This is a genomic window from Algoriphagus aquimarinus (assembly GCF_900112005.1).
Taxonomy (GTDB): domain Bacteria; phylum Bacteroidota; class Bacteroidia; order Cytophagales; family Cyclobacteriaceae; genus Algoriphagus; species Algoriphagus aquimarinus.
On sequence record NZ_FOKK01000002.1, the window covers coordinates 184953 to 204042 of the forward strand.

The 19090-nt window shown below is 40.4% G+C and carries 16 protein-coding genes; 9 read left to right on the top strand and 7 right to left on the bottom strand.

What is annotated here, in order from left to right; genetic code table 11:
• Nucleotides 1-3 precede the first annotated feature (3 nt).
• From BM291_RS03250 to BM291_RS03270, 5 genes are all read right to left on the bottom strand, one after another.
• Nucleotides 4-576: a nucleotide exchange factor GrpE gene (locus tag BM291_RS03250; protein WP_092894732.1), complete on the bottom strand. Its 573-nt coding sequence runs from the start codon at nucleotides 574-576 to the stop codon at nucleotides 4-6.
• A gap of 83 nt (nucleotides 577-659) precedes the next feature.
• Nucleotides 660-1655 (bottom strand): GTPase ObgE, encoded by a 996-nt coding sequence (gene obgE, locus BM291_RS03255; RefSeq protein WP_092894733.1) that lies wholly within the window; start codon nucleotides 1653-1655, stop codon nucleotides 660-662.
• 74 nt (nucleotides 1656-1729) lie between these two features.
• Complete coding sequence (locus BM291_RS03260; protein ID WP_092894734.1) at nucleotides 1730-2302, bottom strand: adenylate kinase; 573 nt, start codon at nucleotides 2300-2302, stop codon at nucleotides 1730-1732.
• A gap of 15 nt (nucleotides 2303-2317) precedes the next feature.
• Complete coding sequence (hpt, locus tag BM291_RS03265) at nucleotides 2318-2854, bottom strand: hypoxanthine phosphoribosyltransferase (protein WP_092894735.1); 537 nt, start codon at nucleotides 2852-2854, stop codon at nucleotides 2318-2320.
• A gap of 9 nt (nucleotides 2855-2863) precedes the next feature.
• Nucleotides 2864-3772, bottom strand: a complete 909-nt coding sequence (locus BM291_RS03270) for a M20/M25/M40 family metallo-hydrolase (protein WP_092894736.1) — start codon at nucleotides 3770-3772, stop codon at nucleotides 2864-2866.
• 171 nt (nucleotides 3773-3943) lie between these two features.
• Between BM291_RS03270 and BM291_RS03275 the strand changes: the two genes are divergently transcribed.
• The gene (locus BM291_RS03275) at nucleotides 3944-5230 is read left to right on the top strand and encodes an OmpA family protein (RefSeq protein WP_092894737.1); all 1287 of its coding nucleotides are present in this window, start codon (nucleotides 3944-3946) and stop codon (nucleotides 5228-5230) included.
• A 520-nt stretch (nucleotides 5231-5750) separates the two neighbouring features.
• On the opposite strand, the gene BM291_RS03280 is transcribed toward BM291_RS03275, so the two are convergent.
• On the bottom strand, nucleotides 5751-6332 hold the full coding sequence (locus BM291_RS03280; protein WP_092894738.1) for a DsrE family protein: 582 nt from the start codon (nucleotides 6330-6332) through the stop codon (nucleotides 5751-5753).
• Between the two features lie 210 nt (nucleotides 6333-6542).
• Here BM291_RS03280 and BM291_RS03285 point away from each other — a divergent pair, with 210 nt between their 5' ends.
• The 7 genes from BM291_RS03285 (at nucleotide 6543) to BM291_RS03315 (ending at nucleotide 17513) form a co-directional block, all read left to right on the top strand.
• A complete protein-coding gene (locus BM291_RS03285) occupies nucleotides 6543-7499 on the top strand; it encodes a calcium/sodium antiporter (RefSeq protein WP_092894739.1) in 957 nt (318 codons plus the stop codon).
• 23 nt (nucleotides 7500-7522) lie between these two features.
• A complete protein-coding gene (locus BM291_RS03290; protein WP_092894740.1) occupies nucleotides 7523-9670 on the top strand; it encodes a cation:proton antiporter in 2148 nt (715 codons plus the stop codon).
• Nucleotides 9671-9840: 170 nt separating this feature from the next.
• Nucleotides 9841-12243, top strand: coding sequence for a TonB-dependent receptor (locus BM291_RS03295; RefSeq protein WP_092894741.1), 2403 nt, complete (start codon nucleotides 9841-9843; stop codon nucleotides 12241-12243).
• A gap of 90 nt (nucleotides 12244-12333) precedes the next feature.
• Nucleotides 12334-14511: a DUF5916 domain-containing protein gene (locus tag BM291_RS03300; protein ID WP_175499638.1), complete on the top strand. Its 2178-nt coding sequence runs from the start codon at nucleotides 12334-12336 to the stop codon at nucleotides 14509-14511.
• A 93-nt stretch (nucleotides 14512-14604) separates the two neighbouring features.
• The gene (locus tag BM291_RS03305) at nucleotides 14605-14850 is read left to right on the top strand and encodes a DUF6364 family protein (protein WP_092894743.1); all 246 of its coding nucleotides are present in this window, start codon (nucleotides 14605-14607) and stop codon (nucleotides 14848-14850) included.
• Entirely contained in the window at nucleotides 14847-15266 is a 420-nt protein-coding gene (locus BM291_RS03310) for a type II toxin-antitoxin system VapC family toxin (RefSeq protein WP_092894744.1), read from the top strand. The genes BM291_RS03305 and BM291_RS03310 overlap by 4 nt, the downstream gene beginning before the upstream one ends.
• Before the next feature lie 6 nt (nucleotides 15267-15272).
• Complete coding sequence (locus BM291_RS03315) at nucleotides 15273-17513, top strand: S9 family peptidase (protein ID WP_092894745.1); 2241 nt, start codon at nucleotides 15273-15275, stop codon at nucleotides 17511-17513.
• Nucleotides 17514-17563: 50 nt separating this feature from the next.
• On the opposite strand, the gene BM291_RS03320 is transcribed toward BM291_RS03315, so the two are convergent.
• Nucleotides 17564-17746 (bottom strand): CPXCG motif-containing cysteine-rich protein, encoded by a 183-nt coding sequence (locus BM291_RS03320; protein ID WP_092894746.1) that lies wholly within the window; start codon nucleotides 17744-17746, stop codon nucleotides 17564-17566.
• Between the two features lie 186 nt (nucleotides 17747-17932).
• Between BM291_RS03320 and BM291_RS03325 the strand changes: the two genes are divergently transcribed.
• Complete coding sequence (locus BM291_RS03325; RefSeq protein ID WP_092894747.1) at nucleotides 17933-19075, top strand: ATP-binding protein; 1143 nt, start codon at nucleotides 17933-17935, stop codon at nucleotides 19073-19075.
• The last annotated feature ends 15 nt before the right edge of the window (nucleotides 19076-19090 follow it).

Here is a 19090-nt window from a genome sequence, read left to right on the forward strand (position 1 = left end):
ATCTTATGCTCCTATCACTACTTTTGCGTAGCGTACTACTTTACCTCCTAGGACGTAACCTTTTTCGATTACATCGACCACTTTTCCTTTCAGCGCCTCACTTGGTGCTGGGATCTGAGTGATTGCTTCTTGAGTTTCTGCATCGAACGCATTACCAATCAGGTTATCCATTGGTTTTAAACCTTTCGATTCTAGGATTTTTACTAATTTTTGAAAAATAAGAAGGTTACCCTCTCTCACTTTTGAACCTTCTGTATCATTCTCACTCGCCTTGAAGGCACGTTCAAAGTCATCGACTACTGGAATCAAATCCCTCAACATATCTTCAGAAGCGGTGGTAATTAAATCCAAACGCTCCTTAGCGGTTCTTTTTCTATAATTCTCAAAATCTGAGTATAGACGTAAATATTTATCTTTCAGATCAGCGACCTCGTATTCAAGCTTATTCTCTTCAGATACAGCCTGAGATTCTAAGCCCTCGAAATCCACTTCAGAAGAAGTGTTCTCAACTGTGTCTTCATTAAGTTTCTCGTCCTTAAAATTCATTTCTTGATCCACTTGTTCGTTATTATTCATAATTGAAATAGACAATAATTGGAGCTATGAGCTTATCAATATTGTTGCCAGCGCACTTTCTCTGACAAACTGACACCTTAACCTTAACCTTCGTGAATAGCCTGCCAGATTAGATCCTTGAGCCTGTCAAGATTGTACTGAGAGACAGATGAAATAAAAACGTGAGGAATTCCCTTTGGCACTTCCTTCTCCATTTCTTTGATTAGTTCCTCGTCCAGCATATCTGTCTTAGATATAGCCAAGAGTCTTCTTTTATCAAGAAGTTCGGGATTATATTTCTCCAATTCACCTAGAAGAATTTTGTATTGCTCTGCGATATCAGGTGCATCGGCAGGTACCATGAAAAGCAAAATCGAGTTACGCTCAATATGACGAAGGAATCGAATACCAAGACCTTTCCCCTCCGCTGCTCCTTCAATAATCCCAGGAATATCAGCCATGACAAAGGACTGATCACCATGATAGCCAACTACTCCTAGATTAGGAACCAGTGTAGTAAATGGATAATCCCCTATCTCTGGTCTAGCAGCTGATATGGATGAAAGCAAAGTTGATTTACCTGCATTTGGAAATCCTACCAAACCAACATCAGCGAGAAGCTTTAGCTCTAGAATGATCCACTCTTCTATTCCTTCTTCACCTGGCTGAGAATAATGTGGCGCTTGATTAGTCGATGTTTTGAAATGGTCATTTCCCAAACCACCTCTTCCACCTTTGGTCAGAATAATTTCCTGTCCATCTTCGGTGATTTCAAATCGCTTCTCTCCTGTCTCAGCATCTTTGGCAATAGTTCCAAGAGGTACTTCTAGGATCATGTCCTTTCCGTCCGCTCCAGTTCTTCTTCCACCTTCTCCGCTTTTACCAGCATCAGCTATCACATGTTTTTTATATTTCAGATGGAGTAACGTCCACACTTGGGTAGTACCTCTTACTATAATGTGTCCACCTCTTCCACCGTCACCACCATCGGGACCACCTTTTGGAACGTGCTTTTCTCTTCGAAAATGAGTCGACCCAGGTCCACCTGCGCCTGATCGGGAGCAGAACTTAACGTAATCTATGAAATTTGAATCAGCCATTTTTTGATAAAGAAAAAGGCTAAGCTTAAAAGCCTAGCCAAATATGAATTGCAAAATTAGGAAAATAAAGGGAATCAGTAGCTATCAATCACCGAAGTGATGTCATTGAAGATTTGGTTGATTTCTCCTACACCATTGATTTTCTGAAGTTTGCTTTGCGAAGCATAATAGTCAGCCACAGGAAGAGTCTCGTCTAAGTACACTTTTATCCTTGTATTGATTTTCTCATCATCCTGATCATCCACACGATTAGAGGTTTTACCTCTTTCCTTGATTCTAACTCGTAACACCTCCTCAGGGACATCCAACGCTATCATTCCATTGATCTGTAGCTTGTGATGAGATAGCATTTCGTCCAGCGCTTCAGCCTGAGCGGTAGTACGTGGAAACCCATCAAAAATAAATCCGCGAGCGTCCTTAGTTTCATTGATTTTGTCCTCTACCATACCGATTACTACTTCGTCAGGTACTAGACGGCCTTCGTTCATGTACTTTTTTGCGAGCTGACCGAGTTCCGTACCTTCTCCTAGATGCTTTCTAAAAAGATCTCCTGTAGATAAGTGCGTGAGTCCGTATTTCTCGATAAGCTTTTCACTTTGAGTGCCTTTGCCTGCACCCGGAGGGCCAAATAATACAATATTATACATTCGTAAGTCTATTATTTAAGGAGTACTGAGTTGATAAATATCGGATAGATTCCTACCCAAACCATCGTAATCAAGGCCGTAACCAACCACAAATTTATTGGGAATTTCAAAACCGACATAATCTAAAGCGTAATTAAAACGAAAAGCGTCAGGTTTATGCAGCAGTGTGACTATGGAAAGTTTGGCAGGATTGAATTCGGAAAGTGCCTTTAACAAATAATCCATGCTGATTCCTGTATCCACTATATCTTCTACGATCAGAACACTTTTGCCTTCAATTTTTTCTTCCAAACCCAATATAGAACGTACTTTTCCAGTAGATTCTGTACCCGAATAGCTACTTACCTTTATAAAAGAAGTGGAGAGAGGTAGGTCGATATACCTACACAGGTCTGCCATAAATACAAATGAGCCATTCAAAATTCCAAGAACAATTAATTCCTCCCCTGTAAAGTCTGCGGTGATTGCCTGCCCAAGCTGGGAATTCCGTTGATTAATTTTCTCAGCGCTGAGATATATTTCAAATTCTTTGTCTTTTACTACTATATTCATTCTATATAATTAGAGTCTTTCCAATAAATAAGGATAAATCTTAATCATTGCTTCCAAATCAGCTAAGGAGACTTTTTCATCAGGCGTGTGGACATTCTCCTCAGCCGCACCGATAAAACACCAATCAATGGCATATGGAGAAAACTGAACTTCTCTACCGTCGCTGCCGCCGTACTCTTCAACTTCAAGCTGATAAGGAATCCCACTTTCGCTTACAAGCTCAATGATTTTATCAATAAACTTCTTTCGCGGAATAAATTTGTCCCGAATAGAGATCACCACCCCATTATGGAACTGTACTCCTTCAGTAATCCACGTGATATCTGCTATCAACGCCTGCTTTATAGGAGAAGTTTCTTGGATGAACTTGAGCAAAAAAGGCATACTACCGCCCCCATGTTCCTCATATGTGGAAAAAATCACCCAACCATCGGTAATAGTTTCACACAATTCCATCGCAGTATATACCCCCAATCTATTATCTAGGTACGCTGCCTGAATAAATTCCTCGTCAATTCTGACGTTTTGGGCAAAAGAAAGTCGTGTCCCTGGATCAATTCCACGAGGAAAATCATGAGAAATAGCGTTTTCGTCACCTTTTAATTTACAAGATATCTCACCTAAAGAATCTCTTCCCTCTAGATTAGTACCTTCAATTATCTCGGGTCCACCAACGCTAATCAACTGATTATTATACCTTGACATGAAACCAATGGTATCCATATGCGCAAAAACAGCAGTTCTAGGCACTCCAAATTTCAATAAAATACAATCATGAAAATCTTCACCAGAATAGATTTCAGGCAAAACATTCCAATAATTCTTTCGTTGGTCTATATATTGTAAAAGAAAATCTGACGTTTCAGACTCATCACCCGAAACACTATTTTGTTTGAGGATTTCGTATAGAAATTTCATTTTGGCATAAATTATGTTAATATTTCTTCGATAAATTTGAACAAAGACAGGAATTATTTTTTTCCCGGAATTGGGTTTAAAATAATTCAGCTAGATTTGTAGTAAATTAAAAGTTAATAAATTTGTATTCACATCAATCAACACTTAAAATTTGAACAAAAATTTTTTGTTATGAAAAAACTAATACTATCTACCCTAATGGCAGGAGCTTTGGCATTTGGAGCCAACGCCCAAGAATTCGACAAGTGGTCACTTGAAGTAAACGGCGGTTTTAACAAACCAATGGCTCCTTTGACCCCTGGATTTCTTTCGCCTTCCCTTAACCTTGGTCACATTGACTTTGGTGCTCGTTACATGTTCAATGAAAAATTCGGTGTCAAAGTAGACTACGGTTTTGGTTCTTTTAAAGAAGCTGAAAACGGAAACCCTTCGACTGGTACTTTTAGTACAAAATACAACCGATTAGATCTTCAAGGTGTTGCAAACATTGGTCGTATCATGAATTTTGAATCTTTCACAAGATCATTTGGATTGTTACTACATGGTGGAGCAGGCATTGGCCAAGTTAAGCCTGAAGAGAATCTTCATGCTGGCTTCAAAGATGATGTTTACACGTTAATTTTTGGAGTAACCCCACAATTGAAGTTGGGTAAAGGAGTTGCACTTGTAGGTGACATCTCTACTATCCTAAATGGTCGTCAGACTGTTGCATTTGATGGCGCTTCAGCAATCACTCCTCAATCAAACAATGGCTTCTACGGAGCTAATGGTACTTGGTGGACTGGAACTCTTGGAGTTCAGTTTTACCTAGGTAAAAATGAAGAGCATGCTGATTGGTTCATCGCAGCTGATAAATATGCTACTAAAGAGGAGCTTGCTACTCAGATCAACGGTATCAAAGACATGTTGAAAGATTCTGATGGTGATGGCGTTCCTGATTACTTGGACAAAGAGCCTAATACTCCAGCTGGAGCTAGAGTTAACTCTTCTGGTATGACTTTGGATTCTGACGGTGACGGAACTCCTGATCACATGGACAAGTGTCCATTCCTTCCTGGCCCAGCATCTACAAACGGATGTCCTGTTGAGGAAGTACAAGAGCAGGTTGATTTCTTCAAGAAAGCGATCAATGACGGTTATGTAAACGTTTACTACGCATTCGATAGCGCTAAGCCTCTTGGATACTCTACTAGCGCTGCTAGCTATGTGTCTAACTTCTTGAAAAAGAATCCAGGAGTAAGTGTTGAGATTAAAGGTTATGCTGACGAAATCGGCCCTGAAGATTACAACATGAAGCTTTCTGAAAGAAGAGCTAAGTCAGTATATGACATCATAGTTGCTTCTGGAGTTGATGCTTCTAGATTATCTTACAAAGGATATGGCGAAGATACTAGTGTTGACAAATCTTCTGCTGACGCAAGACAGTTGGCTAGAAGAGCTAGCTTCGAAGTGAAGTAATTCACCCGACATACTAATAATAAAAAGAGCTCGATATTATATCGAGCTCTTTTTTATTGCCTTAAATTTTCTTGCAAATATTACTTTGCTTTAAAGTCTCACACTTTTTGACTGCTTAATGCTGCTTCTGCTGGTGAGCTAGTACATACTGGCTACTTAGATCGAAATTTTTATTGTTAGAAAAGTAGACGGCTAAACAACCATTGCTCGGAACTGAAATGAATTAAGCCTTATTAAAAGCACACCTCCTACTGCTATAAATTGAGGATTATCGATTTTTCACAGGGACTTTGAAAGCAACTCCCATCATGCAATGAGGATTCTCAATTGAACTACCACTGATTGAAAAATTGTCTTGCTAATAAAACAAAAACCAGTAATCCGTAAAGCCCTAATAGATAGTAGCCTCCAGATGCTATAGGATAGTAGAATCCTAAACCTGATAAGTCAAATAGGAATCGAACCCCAATTCAGCAGGTATTTAGCATATCTAGATTCTATTATAATCTACGTCAATTTGTTAATCATCACTGACGTTGAGATAAGAGTATCCCATTTGGTCCAATGTGATGAAAGTAGTTTTGGCAGAAATGGCCATTTTAACCATTGGGGTAATATTCTCACTTCCAAGTTTATAAAAAGCCATACTCTGTCCACAGACGTAAAATTTAACTCCAGCACCTTCTAAGGCTTTTATTGCCGCTATGTTTGGATTGGTAGTTTGATACTTTTTCTGATACTCCTCTTCCGAAAGAATTGCTTGTACTAGCCCCCCATGAATAACTGCTACAATCTGAATTTTTTCGGCAGGAACACCATTCGCAATATTGAGATTGTAAGTCCTTGCCACTTCCAAAATAGTAGGATGAATCGCTGTGGAATCTTTCATTTTACCATAGAGATCTAAGGCAACCTTATAATCAAGCGTCGAATCGTAAGGCAAAGCCCCATTAGATACGGGCATTACCCCTACCCAAGGATGGAAATCAAAGACCGGATAGGTTATTTTCTCTTTGATGTAATCAGGCATTTGCCCTTGTGCCATTGCTCCTGAATAATTTAAAATAATCAGTAAGAATAATGGATAAAAAAAACGTTTCATAACATTTTGGTTTAAAGAGTATTAGGAAAAATAGAGATATTTCATGGGAAAGCAAAACCTACTTTATCAGGATAAAAGCAGTGCATACATAAATATATTTTATTCCAAAAAATAATTACTTCTGTGCTGAATTTCGGAGCACCTTTTCCCACTACTTTTGACAGATTTATTTGGTTATAAAATCATACTTATTCCAACCGAGCTACTGAAATGACTTTACCTATTATTCTCTTAATTGTCGGCCTGCTACTTCTTGTAAAAGGCGCTGATTGGCTTGTTGATGGTGCCTCCGTATTGGCAAAAAAACACAAAGTATCAGATCTAGCTATTGGCTTAACGATAGTTGCTTTTGGTACTTCCGCACCAGAATTGGTCGTTAATTCTGTTGCTTCCATGGGAGGCTATCCTGACATTGTTTTTGGCAATGTAATTGGCTCGAATAACTTCAACTTATTTATCATCTTAGGGATAGCTGGCCTGATCACTCCTCTTACTGTGCAGTCAAGTTCTGTTTGGAAGGAAATTCCATTTTCATTCCTAGCAGCCATTATCCTGCTATTTTTAGCAAACAACTTCTTCAGTTCTGACACTCCTGGTCTATCAGCTGTAGATGGAATTATCCTCCTAACCCTATTTGCGGGTTTTCTATACTACGTCTTTACCCAGCTAAAATCCGAGCCAGACAATAATGATATTATTCAAAAGGATTACTCCAATCTTAAGATTTGGATGTTCATTCTCGCAGGTTTGACAGGACTAGTTTTAGGTGGAAAGCTGGTTGTAGATAATGCAGTAGCGATGGCTCAATCATTTGGTGTGAGTGAGAAAATCATCGGACTTACCATCGTGGCTGCTGGAACTTCCCTTCCAGAACTTGCCACTTCTGTAGTCGCATCGATGAAAAAGAATAATGACATAGCTATCGGCAATATTATTGGCTCCAACATCTTCAACATCTTCTTAATACTTGGGGTGAGTTCGCTTATCACCCCTCTGGACTATACGCTCACATTCAATACTGACCTTGCCATTTTAGGTGCAGGAACGCTTTTTTTGTTTGTCGCTATGTTTACCGGAAAGCGCAAAAAATTAGACCGCTGGGAAGCTGCCATACTTTTAGTTTCATACTTGGGCTACACCGTTTATTTAGTTAGCGGAGAAATCTGATTTCCTGCTTAAATTTATAAAATATGCACCTAGATCAACTTTCGGAATTAATCTTGCCCATCGATAATCCGGTGCTCAAATTCCTATTGATTTTATTGATCATTTTGCTTGCACCGATTGCCCTTAATCGATTAAAAATCCCTCCACTTCTGGGGCTAATTATAGCAGGGGCTGTTGTAGGCCCGAAGGGACTAAATTGGATTGAACGTGACAGTAGCATAATCCTCTCGGGTACTGCTGGAATGCTTTACATTATGTTTCTGGCAGGATTGGAAATTGACCTAGCAGATTTTCGGAAAAACAGTAAAAAAAGCATTGTATTTGGCATGTACACCTTCCTGATTCCTATGATTCTGGGAATGATCACTGGATTGTATATTTTAAATTTCGGGATACTCACCTCAATTTTGCTTGCGAGTATGTTTGCTTCTCACACACTCATTGCTTACCCAATGATTTCAAAGATGGGCATCGCAAAAAATAAGGCTGTCAACATTACAGTTGGAGGCACGCTGATCACAGACACACTTGCCTTGTTAGTACTTGCGATAGTTGTTGGCGCCACTCAAGGTGAAGTAAACACCATTTTCTGGACCAAGTTAGTTGTGTCTTTAATAATCTTTACCTGCATCATCTTATTTCTGCTCCCAATGATTGCCCGTTGGTTTCTCAAGAAGTATGAAGACAGCGTCTCCCAATATGTATTTTGTTTGGTTCTCGTTTTTCTAGGGGCAGCCTTGGCAGAATTGGCAGGCGTGGAACCAATTATCGGCGCATTTCTCGTAGGCTTGGCAGTAAATCCATTAATCTCGCACACTTCTCCCCTGATGAATAGGATAGAGTTTGTCGGAAACGCAATTTTCATTCCTTTTTTCCTGATTGGTGTAGGGATGTTAGTTGATTTCTCAGTGTTCATCAATGGTTGGGAAGCCATCTTAGTAGCGATAGTTATGACAGTGGTAGCCACGCTCTCCAAGTATTTGGCTGCATTGGCTACTCAGAAAACCTATGGCTTTTCGAAAGATGAGCGAAGAATCATTTTCGGATTAAGCAATGCTCAGGCTGCAGCGACTTTGGCAGCTGTGACTGTAGGCTATAAAATTATTATAGGAACTGATGCCAATGGAGAACCGATTCGACTTCTCTCGGAATATGTGCTAAATGGTACTATCATCATGATCCTTGTGACCTGCACTATTGCTTCCTTAGAAGCGCAAAAAGGGGCCAAACGATTGGTAATGGCCGATTCACCACTGGATGAAGACACCAACGAAGACGTGCAAGAACGGATCCTCATTCCAGTGAGAAATCAGGAAACTTCCGATGAGCTGATTCATCTTAGCATCATGCTAAAATCACCTCAAAAACAATCTAATCTGTATGCACTCAGCATTATCAATCCAGACTTGGAAGATACTAATGCTGAAATGAAAGCTCAGAAGACTCTCAATCAAGCTAGCAAAACAGCCGGATCAACAGATCATTTCCTATACGAACTGCTACGCTATGACACTAATGTAGAACATGGAATTTCAGGAGTGATTCATGAAAACAAAATCACAGATTTGGTACTAGGATTACACGAAAAGTCAAAAATGGATGATAGTTTTCTTGGTAATCTCACTGAAGGGCTGCTAAGCAGGTGTAATACAACAACGTTTATTTATAAGCCTCATCAGCCTTTTGACACGCATAAGCGACATTTGGTTTTTATACCTCCTTATGCTGAAAAGGAGCTTGGCTTCCCTTTTTGGTTAGTTAAAGTATGGAACATCGCGAGAAACTCTGGAGCTAGAATGATCTTTTATGCTTCCGAAGAAACTAGAGAATACCTAGGAGACATTCTCCAAAAGCATCCAATACGAGTAGATTTCAGGCCTTTTCCTGAGTGGGATGAACTTGGGAATCTGAATATATTGCTCAAGCCTGACGACAATCTGATAATGGTACTCAGTCGCAAAGGAGAAGCGTCTTACCATCCTCGACTAGAGCGAGTACCTCAATTGATTAATATTTGGCTTAAAAACCACAGCTTTATTCTCATCTATCCAAATCAACCCAAAGCTGGCAGGATGCCAATAATGGATATGATGCACGGTTCGTTGATTGGGCCAATTGAGCGTTTGGATTGGATAGGAAGAACAGTTGCTAGTCTTTTGAAAAGAAAATAAGTATTACAACAGCTGGACTAGCCCCAAGCTGTTCGTCTGTATAAATCCACCTTTGATCATTTTTTAACTGATTTTTACGCAAAATCAAAATATCTTTCCATGATTTTAATTCCCAGCAAGATTTGCTTTGGATGTAAAATCACCTCAAACCTAAACTTAACTGACATCTAATGTCTACTGCCTTACATCGCTCTTATGGCAAGAGTTCCGTTGTGCTTATCCTAAGCCTGTTTTTGTCTATTCCCCTCCTAGCTCAGCAAGGTCCAAAAAAAATCACACTTACAGGGATTATCCTAGAAGAAGGCACAGACTCACCACTTCCTTTTGCTTCCATCGGTATTTACACCAGTGCGGATAGTTTGATCTCGGGAGGTTTATCGGATGATAACGGTGAATTCAAAATCGAAATTACCAACGGACAATTCTATGCGTTGGTGGAGTTCATGGGGTACGAACCCTTTAGAACTGATCTCTTTTCTACCACAAAAGATTCTCCCTCATATAATCTCGGTCAGATTAAAATGAAATCTACCGCTGGTGATTTGGACGAAGTTGTTGTTCGTGGCGAAAAGACGATTATGGAGCTTTCCCTAGATAAGCGGATTTTCAATGTGGGAAAAGATCTTGCAAATGCAGGAGGCAATGCAAATGATATTTTAATGAACTTGCCTTCAGTATCGGTAGATCCAGAAGGAAATGTTCGCTTGAGAGGCTCTGCGAATGTGAGAATCCTCATTGATGGAAAGCCATCCGGACTGGTGAGCTTCAAAGGCAGCAGTGGACTGCGTCAACTTCCCGCCAATATGGTAGAACGCGTGGAAATCATCACGAATCCATCCGCCCGCTACGAAGCAGAAGGAATGGCGGGAGTCATCAACATCATTCTAAAAAAGGAAAACAATCAAGGCTTCAACGGCTCTTTCGAGGTAATCGCTGGCACACCAACTAACCTTGGTTTTACTGCTAATTTGAATTATCGTCATAAAAAAATCAATTGGTTCATCAATTACGGGTTGTCTCACCGCAGATCCCCAAATGTGGGAGAGTTGTATCAGGAAGTTTATGGGCAGGACACGACTTTCATTCTTAATCAGTCAAATAAAGGGAACGTTACTAGCCTAAACAACAATATTCGGGGTGGATTGGACTACTACTTCAATGAAAAAAGTATCCTTACCCTATCCTACTTATGGCGAAGAAGCGATGCACATCGCATTACAGACATTCGATACGAGGATTCTTGGAATACATCTGAAAACCTACAGAGCTACACGCTAAGAAGGCAAGATGAAACCGAAGAGGAGCCAAACTCAGAAATATCTGCAAATTATAAGCGGACCTTTGAGCAAAAAGGACATGAACTCACGACAACTTTCACCTACCTAAATTACTGGGAGAATTCAGATCAACTCTTCACACAGAATACTTTTTCACCAGTAGGAATAGAACAAACAGCGCTCAGACAAGTACAAACTTCGCTAAATGACGAGTACGAAAATCAATATTTAGCAATGTTGGATTATGTGAAGCCTTTTGCAAAAGAGGGGAAATTTGAGACTGGTTTTAGAACAAGCTTTCGAAGAATGAAAAATGACTACATCGTGAAGGAAAAAGGCGAGGATGGAGAATTTACACCGATCCCAGGCTTGGACAACATTTTTCTCTACGATGAAAATATCATGGCCGCATACGGGATTGTAGGAAATAAAACGAAAAACTGGAGTTATCAGGCAGGTTTACGTGCGGAGTACACCGATGTCAAAACGACTTTGGAAGAGACGAACGAGGAAAATCCAAGGAATTACACTAACCTATTCCCAAGTGCACATTTGACCTATAACATTACGCAAGAAAATGCCTTTCAGCTTAGCTACAGCAGAAGAGTTCAGAGACCTGTTTATAATGATTTAAGTCCCTATGTTACCTTCTCTGATTCTAGAAATTTCTTCAGTGGAAATCCAGATTTGAACCCTGAATACACTAATGCCTTCGAACTAGGCCACATTAAGTATTTTGACAATGGAACACTTTTCACTACAGTTTACTACCGAAGCACAGATGATAAAATCGAACGACTTCGTACGGTAAACGAAGAAGGAAATTCGGTCACAAAACCTTACAACTTGAATGGTGAGAACTCTTTTGGCGTGGAACTGAGTGGCGATTACCGTCCTAAGGAATGGTGGAAAATCGACATGAATTTGAATTTCTTCCATGCAAACATTGATGGAAGTAATATTCAAGCGGGCTATACTGCAAAAACTTATTCCTGGTTGCTCCGTCAAACTTCAAGATTCACCTTGAACAACGGTCTAGATCTACAACTTAGAATGAATTACGAAGCACGTCAAAAAACAGCTCAAGGAATCCGTAAAGGCATATTCTTCATGGATTTATCTGCAAGTAAAGGCATCATCCAGGATCGTGGAACCTTAACCTTAAATGTGATCGACATCCTAAACTCCCGTAAAAACAGGTACATCACGGAGGGAGTAAACTTCTATACTGAAGGCAGCTCACAACGTCAAATGAGACAAATCAACCTGACCATGAATTACCGCCTAAAGCAGTAACTTATTGCTGGAAGTGAGACGCTTGTACGTTTAAAATGAATTTCAGCGCCTTCAAGTATTCCATAAATACCTTTGAAAGTCTCCTTTTGCATGTCCAAACTCCTCTTATTTCTCTTTCTAAATTTATTCTTAGCGGCATCTCTGTCAGCCCAAAAGATCAATTCGGATTATCAACTACATATCCAAAAAGCAAGCTCAGAAATCCTTATTGATGGCGCGCTAGATGAACAAGCCTGGTTAGACGCAGAAGTTGCCACAGATTTCTTCATGATTACTCCGATGGATACGAGTTTTGCGCGAGTAAGAACTGATGTGAGAATGACCTATGATGATGAAAATCTCTATTTACTTGTTGAGAATTTTCATGCCGTTGAAGGCCCATATATGGTCGAATCACTTCGAAGAGATTTCAGCTTTGGCAAAAATGACAACTTCTTACTCTTCATGGATCCATTCGATGACCAGACGAATGGATTTTCTTTTGGTGCCAATGCTGCAGGTGCGCAATGGGATGGAATCATGTATAATGGCGGAAGTGTGGACCTCAGTTGGGATAATAAATGGTCATCCAAAGTCACTAACTATGATGACAAGTGGGTTTTTGAAGCCAAAATTCCTTTCAAATCCATCCGCTACAAAAAAGGGATTACCGAATGGGGAATTAATTTTTCCCGACTTGATCTTAAAACCACTGAGAAATCAGGCTGGGCTCCAGTCCCACGACAATTCCCCTCTGCTTCCTTAGCTTATACAGGAATCTTGGTTTGGGACGAAGCTCCTCCACAAACTGGCGCAAATATCTCTGTGATCCCTTACGCATTGGGAGGGTTTAGTAAAGACGTGTCGTCAGGCGAAGAAGCTGTATATAGAAAAGAAGTTGGTTTGGATGCTAAAATAGGCTTGACTTCTTCCTTGAATCTGGATCTTACGGTAAACCCCGATTTCTCCCAAGTGGAAGTGGATCGGCAGGTGACGAATCTGGATCGATTTGAATTGTTTTTCCCTGAGCGAAGGCAGTTTTTTCTTGAAAATGGAGATTTATTCGCAGGCTTTGGCTACAGCACTATCCGACCATTTTTCTCCAGAAGAATAGGTCTGAATGCTCCAATACAATTTGGAGCTAGACTTAGCGGCAAAATCAATAAAAACTGGCGCGTTGGGGCAATGAATATGCAAACTGGAAAAGTGAAAGAAGATGAACTACCAGCTCAAAACTTCACTGTCTTGGCACTTCAGCGGCAAGTAGGCGCACGCTCAAATATCACAGGACTCTTTATCAATAAGCAATCACTGAATTACAATCCTGACCCAGACGCAGAAGCACCAATTTATTCTCAGTTCAATAGAAATGTAGGCTTGGAATACAACCTAGCTTCGTCCAACAACCTCTGGACAGGAAAAGCGATGATGCTTCAAAGCTTTGGGCCAGACAATGTAGGCAATGGATTTGTCCATGCTGCCAATCTGAAATACACCGCCGGAAATCTCACATGGAGCTGGCAACATGAATATGTATCTGAAAACTATACCGCAGAAGTAGGCTATGTGCCGAGAAGGGGCTTTTACAAAGCCAATCCACAGGTAGGCTACCGCTGGTTTCCTAAAAGCGAAAAAATCCTAAGCCATGGGCCAGACGTAAGCACAACCTTCTTTTTCAACAAAAACGGAGAGAAAACTGACAACACTACATTCTTGGCTTATAACTTGAAATGGCGAAGTCAAAGCACTTTCATGATGTGGACGAGTACCGATTATGTGAGGCTACAGCGACCTTTTGACCCCACAAACTACAGCGGAGACACACTAGCTACAGGGACGGAACATCAATGGTACGCCATGGGAGCTGAATTCACATCAAAACCACAAAGTGTATTTACCTATGCATTCACCACACGTTTGGGTGGATACTATGCAAATGGCGAGCGATACAATGTGACAGCTGAGCTCGGCTATAGGTTTCAGCCATACGTAAGCATTACGATGAATGCTGGCTATAACGAAATACACTTGCCTGAACCTTGGAATACGACCAGCTTCTGGTTAGTGGGTCCTAGGGTAGATGTCACTATGACAAATACGCTCTTCTTCACGGCTTTTGTTCAGTATAACGAACAGATAGAAAATATTAACCTGAACACCCGCTTCCAGTGGCGATTCAAGCCTGCTTCCGATCTGTTTTTGGTTTACACAGACAATTACCTTCCCGCCCCATTTTACACTAAAAACAGATCATTGGTGCTGAAGTTTACCTATTGGTGGAATTTGTAGACAGAAGATAGTCAGTATTTCAGCTTTGAATTAATCTTAAAAAAATGATCAATCTGTAGATTTGTACGTACATTTAAATAAACCACACGTGCAATGAATAAAAAGCTCACATTATCACTTAATGAGAAAGTCATAAAGAAGGCAAAGCTTTATGCTGAAAACACTGGGAATAGCCTCTCAGGTTTAGTGGAAGATTATTTTGAAAAAATAACCAGCTCATACGCACGCCATACTATTTCTGAAAGACTTCAGGCAATTGCGGGCAAAATTGAGCTTCCCCCCAATTTTGAAGATGAGGAAGAGTTACGGAAAGCTATGGAGGAGAAGCATCTGAAATGAAAGTTTTTCTTGATACAAACATATTAATCGATTTTCTCACCAATCGTCCTCCGTTTTCTTCTGAGGCATTAGAAATTTTCGCGTTAAGCGAGGAAGGAAAAATTCAACTTTTCACTTCCACACATTCTATCGCCGCAACGCACTACATTCTAAAAAAACAAGTCTCTGAAAATCATTTAAGACACTTACTTTCTGAAATTTCCGAGATCGTTACAGTTCTTGACATCACCCAAACTATCGCAAGAACATCTCTCAAATCTGCTCATAGAGACTTTGAGGATGCCATTCAAATAGGATGCGCTGAGTCAAAGAGCGACATTGATTACATTGTTAGCCGGAATTTGAAAGATTTCAAAACCTCATCAATTCCTGCAATTTCCGTTCAGGAATTACTCACTAAGATTGATTTATCCTAAGAAAAAATGAAGAGCTTCCACTTATTCGCTAGTTTACTTTTTGTATGTTTTCAAATCTTCACTGTAGTTGCACAACAGACTTCAGCTCCAGAACTTCTCTCCCTTGATAGAATTTACAACTCCAAAGAATTTGTACAGGAAAGACTCCAACCAATCCAATGGATAGAAAACGGAGAAGCCTATGTGACTGTGGAAAATGGAAATGAATTGAGTCGCTGGGATTCCAAAACATTGGAAAAAAGTGTTTTTGTGCCCGGATCAGCATTGCAAAGTGGCGGAAAACCAATTTCAATTGAATCATTTTCACTATCAGATGATGGTTCAAAAGTTCTGATTTTCACTAACTCTAGCAGAGTTTGGAGATCAAATACTAAAGGCGACTACTGGGTGTATGATCTAGCTTCCAGAGAGCTCAAGCAGCTTGGGAGCAAGTTCGAAGCTTCTTCACTGATGTTTGCAAAATTTTCAGCGGACAATGAATATGTAGCCTACGTCCAAAAATTCAATTTGTACAAAGAAAATTTCAAGACAGGAGAAATTACTCAGCTCACCAGCGACGGCACGGACAAAATCATCAACGGCACGTTTGATTGGGCTTATGAAGAGGAATTTGGAAAACGAGATGGATTTGCGTGGAGCCCAGATGCAGCCCTCATTGCATTTTGGCAGATCGACGCATCCAAGATTCGGACGTTTTACATGATCAATAATACGGACTCCGTTTACTCAAAACCTATTCCACTGCAATACCCAAAAGTGGGTCAGGAGCCAGCTGGAGCTAAAATCGGCTTGATTAACTTGATATCTAACGAGAAGATTTGGGTTGCTGTCCCTGGACGCGAAAAGGAAAATTATCTCCCCGGGATGCAATGGATCAATGCTGATTTACTTTTGATCCAGCAGATGAATCGCAAGCAAAATCTTTTGACAATATGGACATACCAACCTTCCTCTGCTGCGCTAAAGAAAGTCTATACCGAATCAGAAGAAACTTGGGTTGACCTTGCCTATCCTGATTTATCCAAAAATGGCTGGAGTGACAACAGCTTGCCGTTAGTAGATGGAGGAAAAGCTTTCCTACGAATGACAGAAAATGATGGCTGGAGACATATCTACAAAGTCGAAATAGCCTCAGGAAATAAGACATTACTTACTCCAGGTGAATTTGACGTAGCTTCATTCGGTGGAGTAACTGACACGGAAGTTTATTTTATTGCATCGCCAGAAAATGCTACTCAACGATACCTCTATGCCATTGATTTGGTAGGAAAAGGAAAACTCCGTAGAGTAACTCCAGAAGCTTTCGAAGGTGTAAACACCTATGATATCACTCCAAATGGTCTAGCTGCAATACATACGAATCAGAGTACGAAGAAGCCATCAACGGTGCGCCTCATCAGCCTACCAAAACACACTATAGTCAAAAACTTGGTCGAAAACACAGCTTATACCCAAAAGCTAGCATCATTGAAAACTCCTGAAATCAAATTCACTACCGTGACTACTTCCGAAGGAGTATCTCTGGATGCTCGGGTTATTTACCCAGTTGATTTTGACGAATCGAAGAAGTATCCAGTTCTTTTCCATGTTTATGGAGAACCTTGGAGTACTGTCGCAACAGATACTCAAGTTGGACTTTACAATATTATGCTTGCGCAAAAAGGTTATTTCATCATTGACATGGATAACCGAGGCACACCGACCTTGAAAGGAAGCGCTTGGAGGAAAAGCATTTATAGAAAAATCGGCGTAATCAATGCGCAGGATCAAGGTTTGGCAGCAAAGGAATTACTGAAGCTCCCTTACTTGGACGAAAGTAGAGTAGCTGTTTGGGGTTGGAGTGGTGGTGGTTCGATGACACTTAATCTGATGTTCAAATTCCCTGAAGTTTATCAAACAGGAATGTCTGTGGCTGCTGTCTCAAATCAACTGATTTACGATAATATCTATCAAGAGCGCTACATGGGACTTCCTCAGGAAAACATGGAAGATTTCGTTAATGGTTCTCCGATCACTTATGCTAAAAAGTTGGAAGGTAATCTTTTGATCGTGCATGGCACAGGCGACGACAATGTTCACTACCAAGGAGCAGAAATGCTCATGAATGAACTGATCAAGCATAACAAGCAATTCCAGATGATGCCCTACCCAAATCGCTCGCATGGGATCAACGAAGGAGCTGGGACTAGTCTACATTTATACACGCTACTCACAAATTATCTAATGACCCACACTCCAGTCAATTAAACAACTTAAATATTAGGATTATTTCATTTTGAATAGCGAAGCTGAATAACTTATTGCTCAATTGATTTCGCTTCGAAAGAAACAATTTCTCCTTCCTCAATATCAACCCTAATGTCTATAGGATTGCAGCAAACTTCACAGTCTTCGATATACTGCTGGGAGGAGATTGATGAGTCAATCAACATAGTTATCTCAGCTAAACAGTAAGGACATTGAAAGTAGTGCTCAAGCATTCTTCAAGGTAATCAAATACACAATACTCTTCAACTGACGGAATTCACATCAATTACGTCAATATACTGACGGTATTAACGTTAATTGAGTCAGTCAACTGACGGTATTTACATTAATTCCGTCAGTCCCATTTTTTAATTGAAAGAAAAAAATTTACTTTGCACTGTAGTTCAACAAGATAGCAGATGCAAAATATCCCAAGAGCTTTACAAGCCGATTTTGATCGAAAACTCAAGCCTAACAAGGTATTGATGATATTAGGCCCACGGCGGTCTGGGAAAACTGCGCTCGTTCGTCAGTTTACAAAAGATGTAGATCATCAGCAATGCTTGATTCTAAATGGAGAAGACGTGCTCGATGCTGCGCTTTTACAAGAAAGATCAGTTGCCAACTACAGTCGATTGCTTGCTGGCAAAACGCTTCTTGTTATCGACGAAGCTCAGCACATTCCTGACATTGGTCTTATACTGAAGTTGATCGTAGACAGCATCGACGGCATACAAGTCATAGCTACTGGCTCATCTTCATTTGACATGCATCAGCAGGTTGGTGAACCTCTAGTAGGGAGGAAAAACACGCTTTTCCTTTATCCACTGGCGCAGATGGAATTTGCTAAAATCGAAGATCTCAAGGCTACTATAGAAAAACGTGAAGAACGTTTGATTTTCGGAGGCTACCCAGAACTCATCCACTTCTCGGACTGGAAGGACAAGGAAGATTACCTCTACCAGATCATGAACGATTATCTTTTGAAAGATATCCTGATGGTCGATGGGGTAAAAAACTCAGACAAACTCTACTCATTACTTCGCTTAGTGGCCTTCCAAGTTGGCAAGGAAGTTTCACTTGAAGAACTCGGAAAGCAGTTAGGAATGTCCAAAAACACAGTGGAGCGCTATTTGGATCTACTTTCGAAAGTATTTGTGGTATTCAAAATCGGAGGATATAGTAGAAATCTCCGCAAGGAAATCGTAAAAAACAGTCGCTGGTATTTCTATGACAATGGTGTGAGAAATGCGATCATTCAGAACTTCAACCGACTGGATCTTCGAGCCGACGTAGGCGAACTTTGGGAAAATTACCTTGCGGTAGAACGAATGAAATTTCAGAATTACAGCCAGATGCATTGCAATAACTATTTCTGGAGAACATACGACCAGCAGGAAATCGACTGGGTGGAAGAAGAAGGAGATAAGCTCCGAGCTTTTGAATTCAAATATCAAAACAGCAAAGGGTCCAAAGTCCCTGGAGCATGGGCAAAAGCGTATCCCCACGCCAGTTACGAAACCATTCATACGGGGAATTACTTAGATTGGATCGGAGGGTAATCTCCCACAAAAAAA

Coding starts and splice junctions, on each gene's coding strand:
- BM291_RS03260 (WP_092894734.1), bottom strand. CDS start 2,302: ATGTATAATATTGTATTATTTGGCCCTCCGGGTGCAGGCAAAGGCACT.
- BM291_RS03280 (WP_092894738.1), bottom strand. CDS start 6,332: ATGAAACGTTTTTTTTATCCATTATTCTTACTGATTATTTTAAATTAT.
- BM291_RS03270 (WP_092894736.1), bottom strand. CDS start 3,772: ATGAAATTTCTATACGAAATCCTCAAACAAAATAGTGTTTCGGGTGAT.
- BM291_RS03290 (WP_092894740.1), top strand. CDS start 7,523: ATGCACCTAGATCAACTTTCGGAATTAATCTTGCCCATCGATAATCCG.
- BM291_RS03325 (WP_092894747.1), top strand. CDS start 17,933: ATGCAAAATATCCCAAGAGCTTTACAAGCCGATTTTGATCGAAAACTC.
- BM291_RS03320 (WP_092894746.1), bottom strand. CDS start 17,746: ATGCTTGAGCACTACTTTCAATGTCCTTACTGTTTAGCTGAGATAACT.
- BM291_RS03285 (WP_092894739.1), top strand. CDS start 6,543: ATGACTTTACCTATTATTCTCTTAATTGTCGGCCTGCTACTTCTTGTA.
- BM291_RS03305 (WP_092894743.1), top strand. CDS start 14,605: ATGAATAAAAAGCTCACATTATCACTTAATGAGAAAGTCATAAAGAAG.
- BM291_RS03275 (WP_092894737.1), top strand. CDS start 3,944: ATGAAAAAACTAATACTATCTACCCTAATGGCAGGAGCTTTGGCATTT.
- BM291_RS03250 (WP_092894732.1), bottom strand. CDS start 576: ATGAATAATAACGAACAAGTGGATCAAGAAATGAATTTTAAGGACGAG.
- hpt (WP_092894735.1), bottom strand. CDS start 2,854: ATGAATATAGTAGTAAAAGACAAAGAATTTGAAATATATCTCAGCGCT.
- BM291_RS03310 (WP_092894744.1), top strand. CDS start 14,847: ATGAAAGTTTTTCTTGATACAAACATATTAATCGATTTTCTCACCAAT.
- obgE (WP_092894733.1), bottom strand. CDS start 1,655: ATGGCTGATTCAAATTTCATAGATTACGTTAAGTTCTGCTCCCGATCA.
- BM291_RS03295 (WP_092894741.1), top strand. CDS start 9,841: ATGTCTACTGCCTTACATCGCTCTTATGGCAAGAGTTCCGTTGTGCTT.
- BM291_RS03315 (WP_092894745.1), top strand. CDS start 15,273: ATGAAGAGCTTCCACTTATTCGCTAGTTTACTTTTTGTATGTTTTCAA.
- BM291_RS03300 (WP_175499638.1), top strand. CDS start 12,334: ATGTCCAAACTCCTCTTATTTCTCTTTCTAAATTTATTCTTAGCGGCA.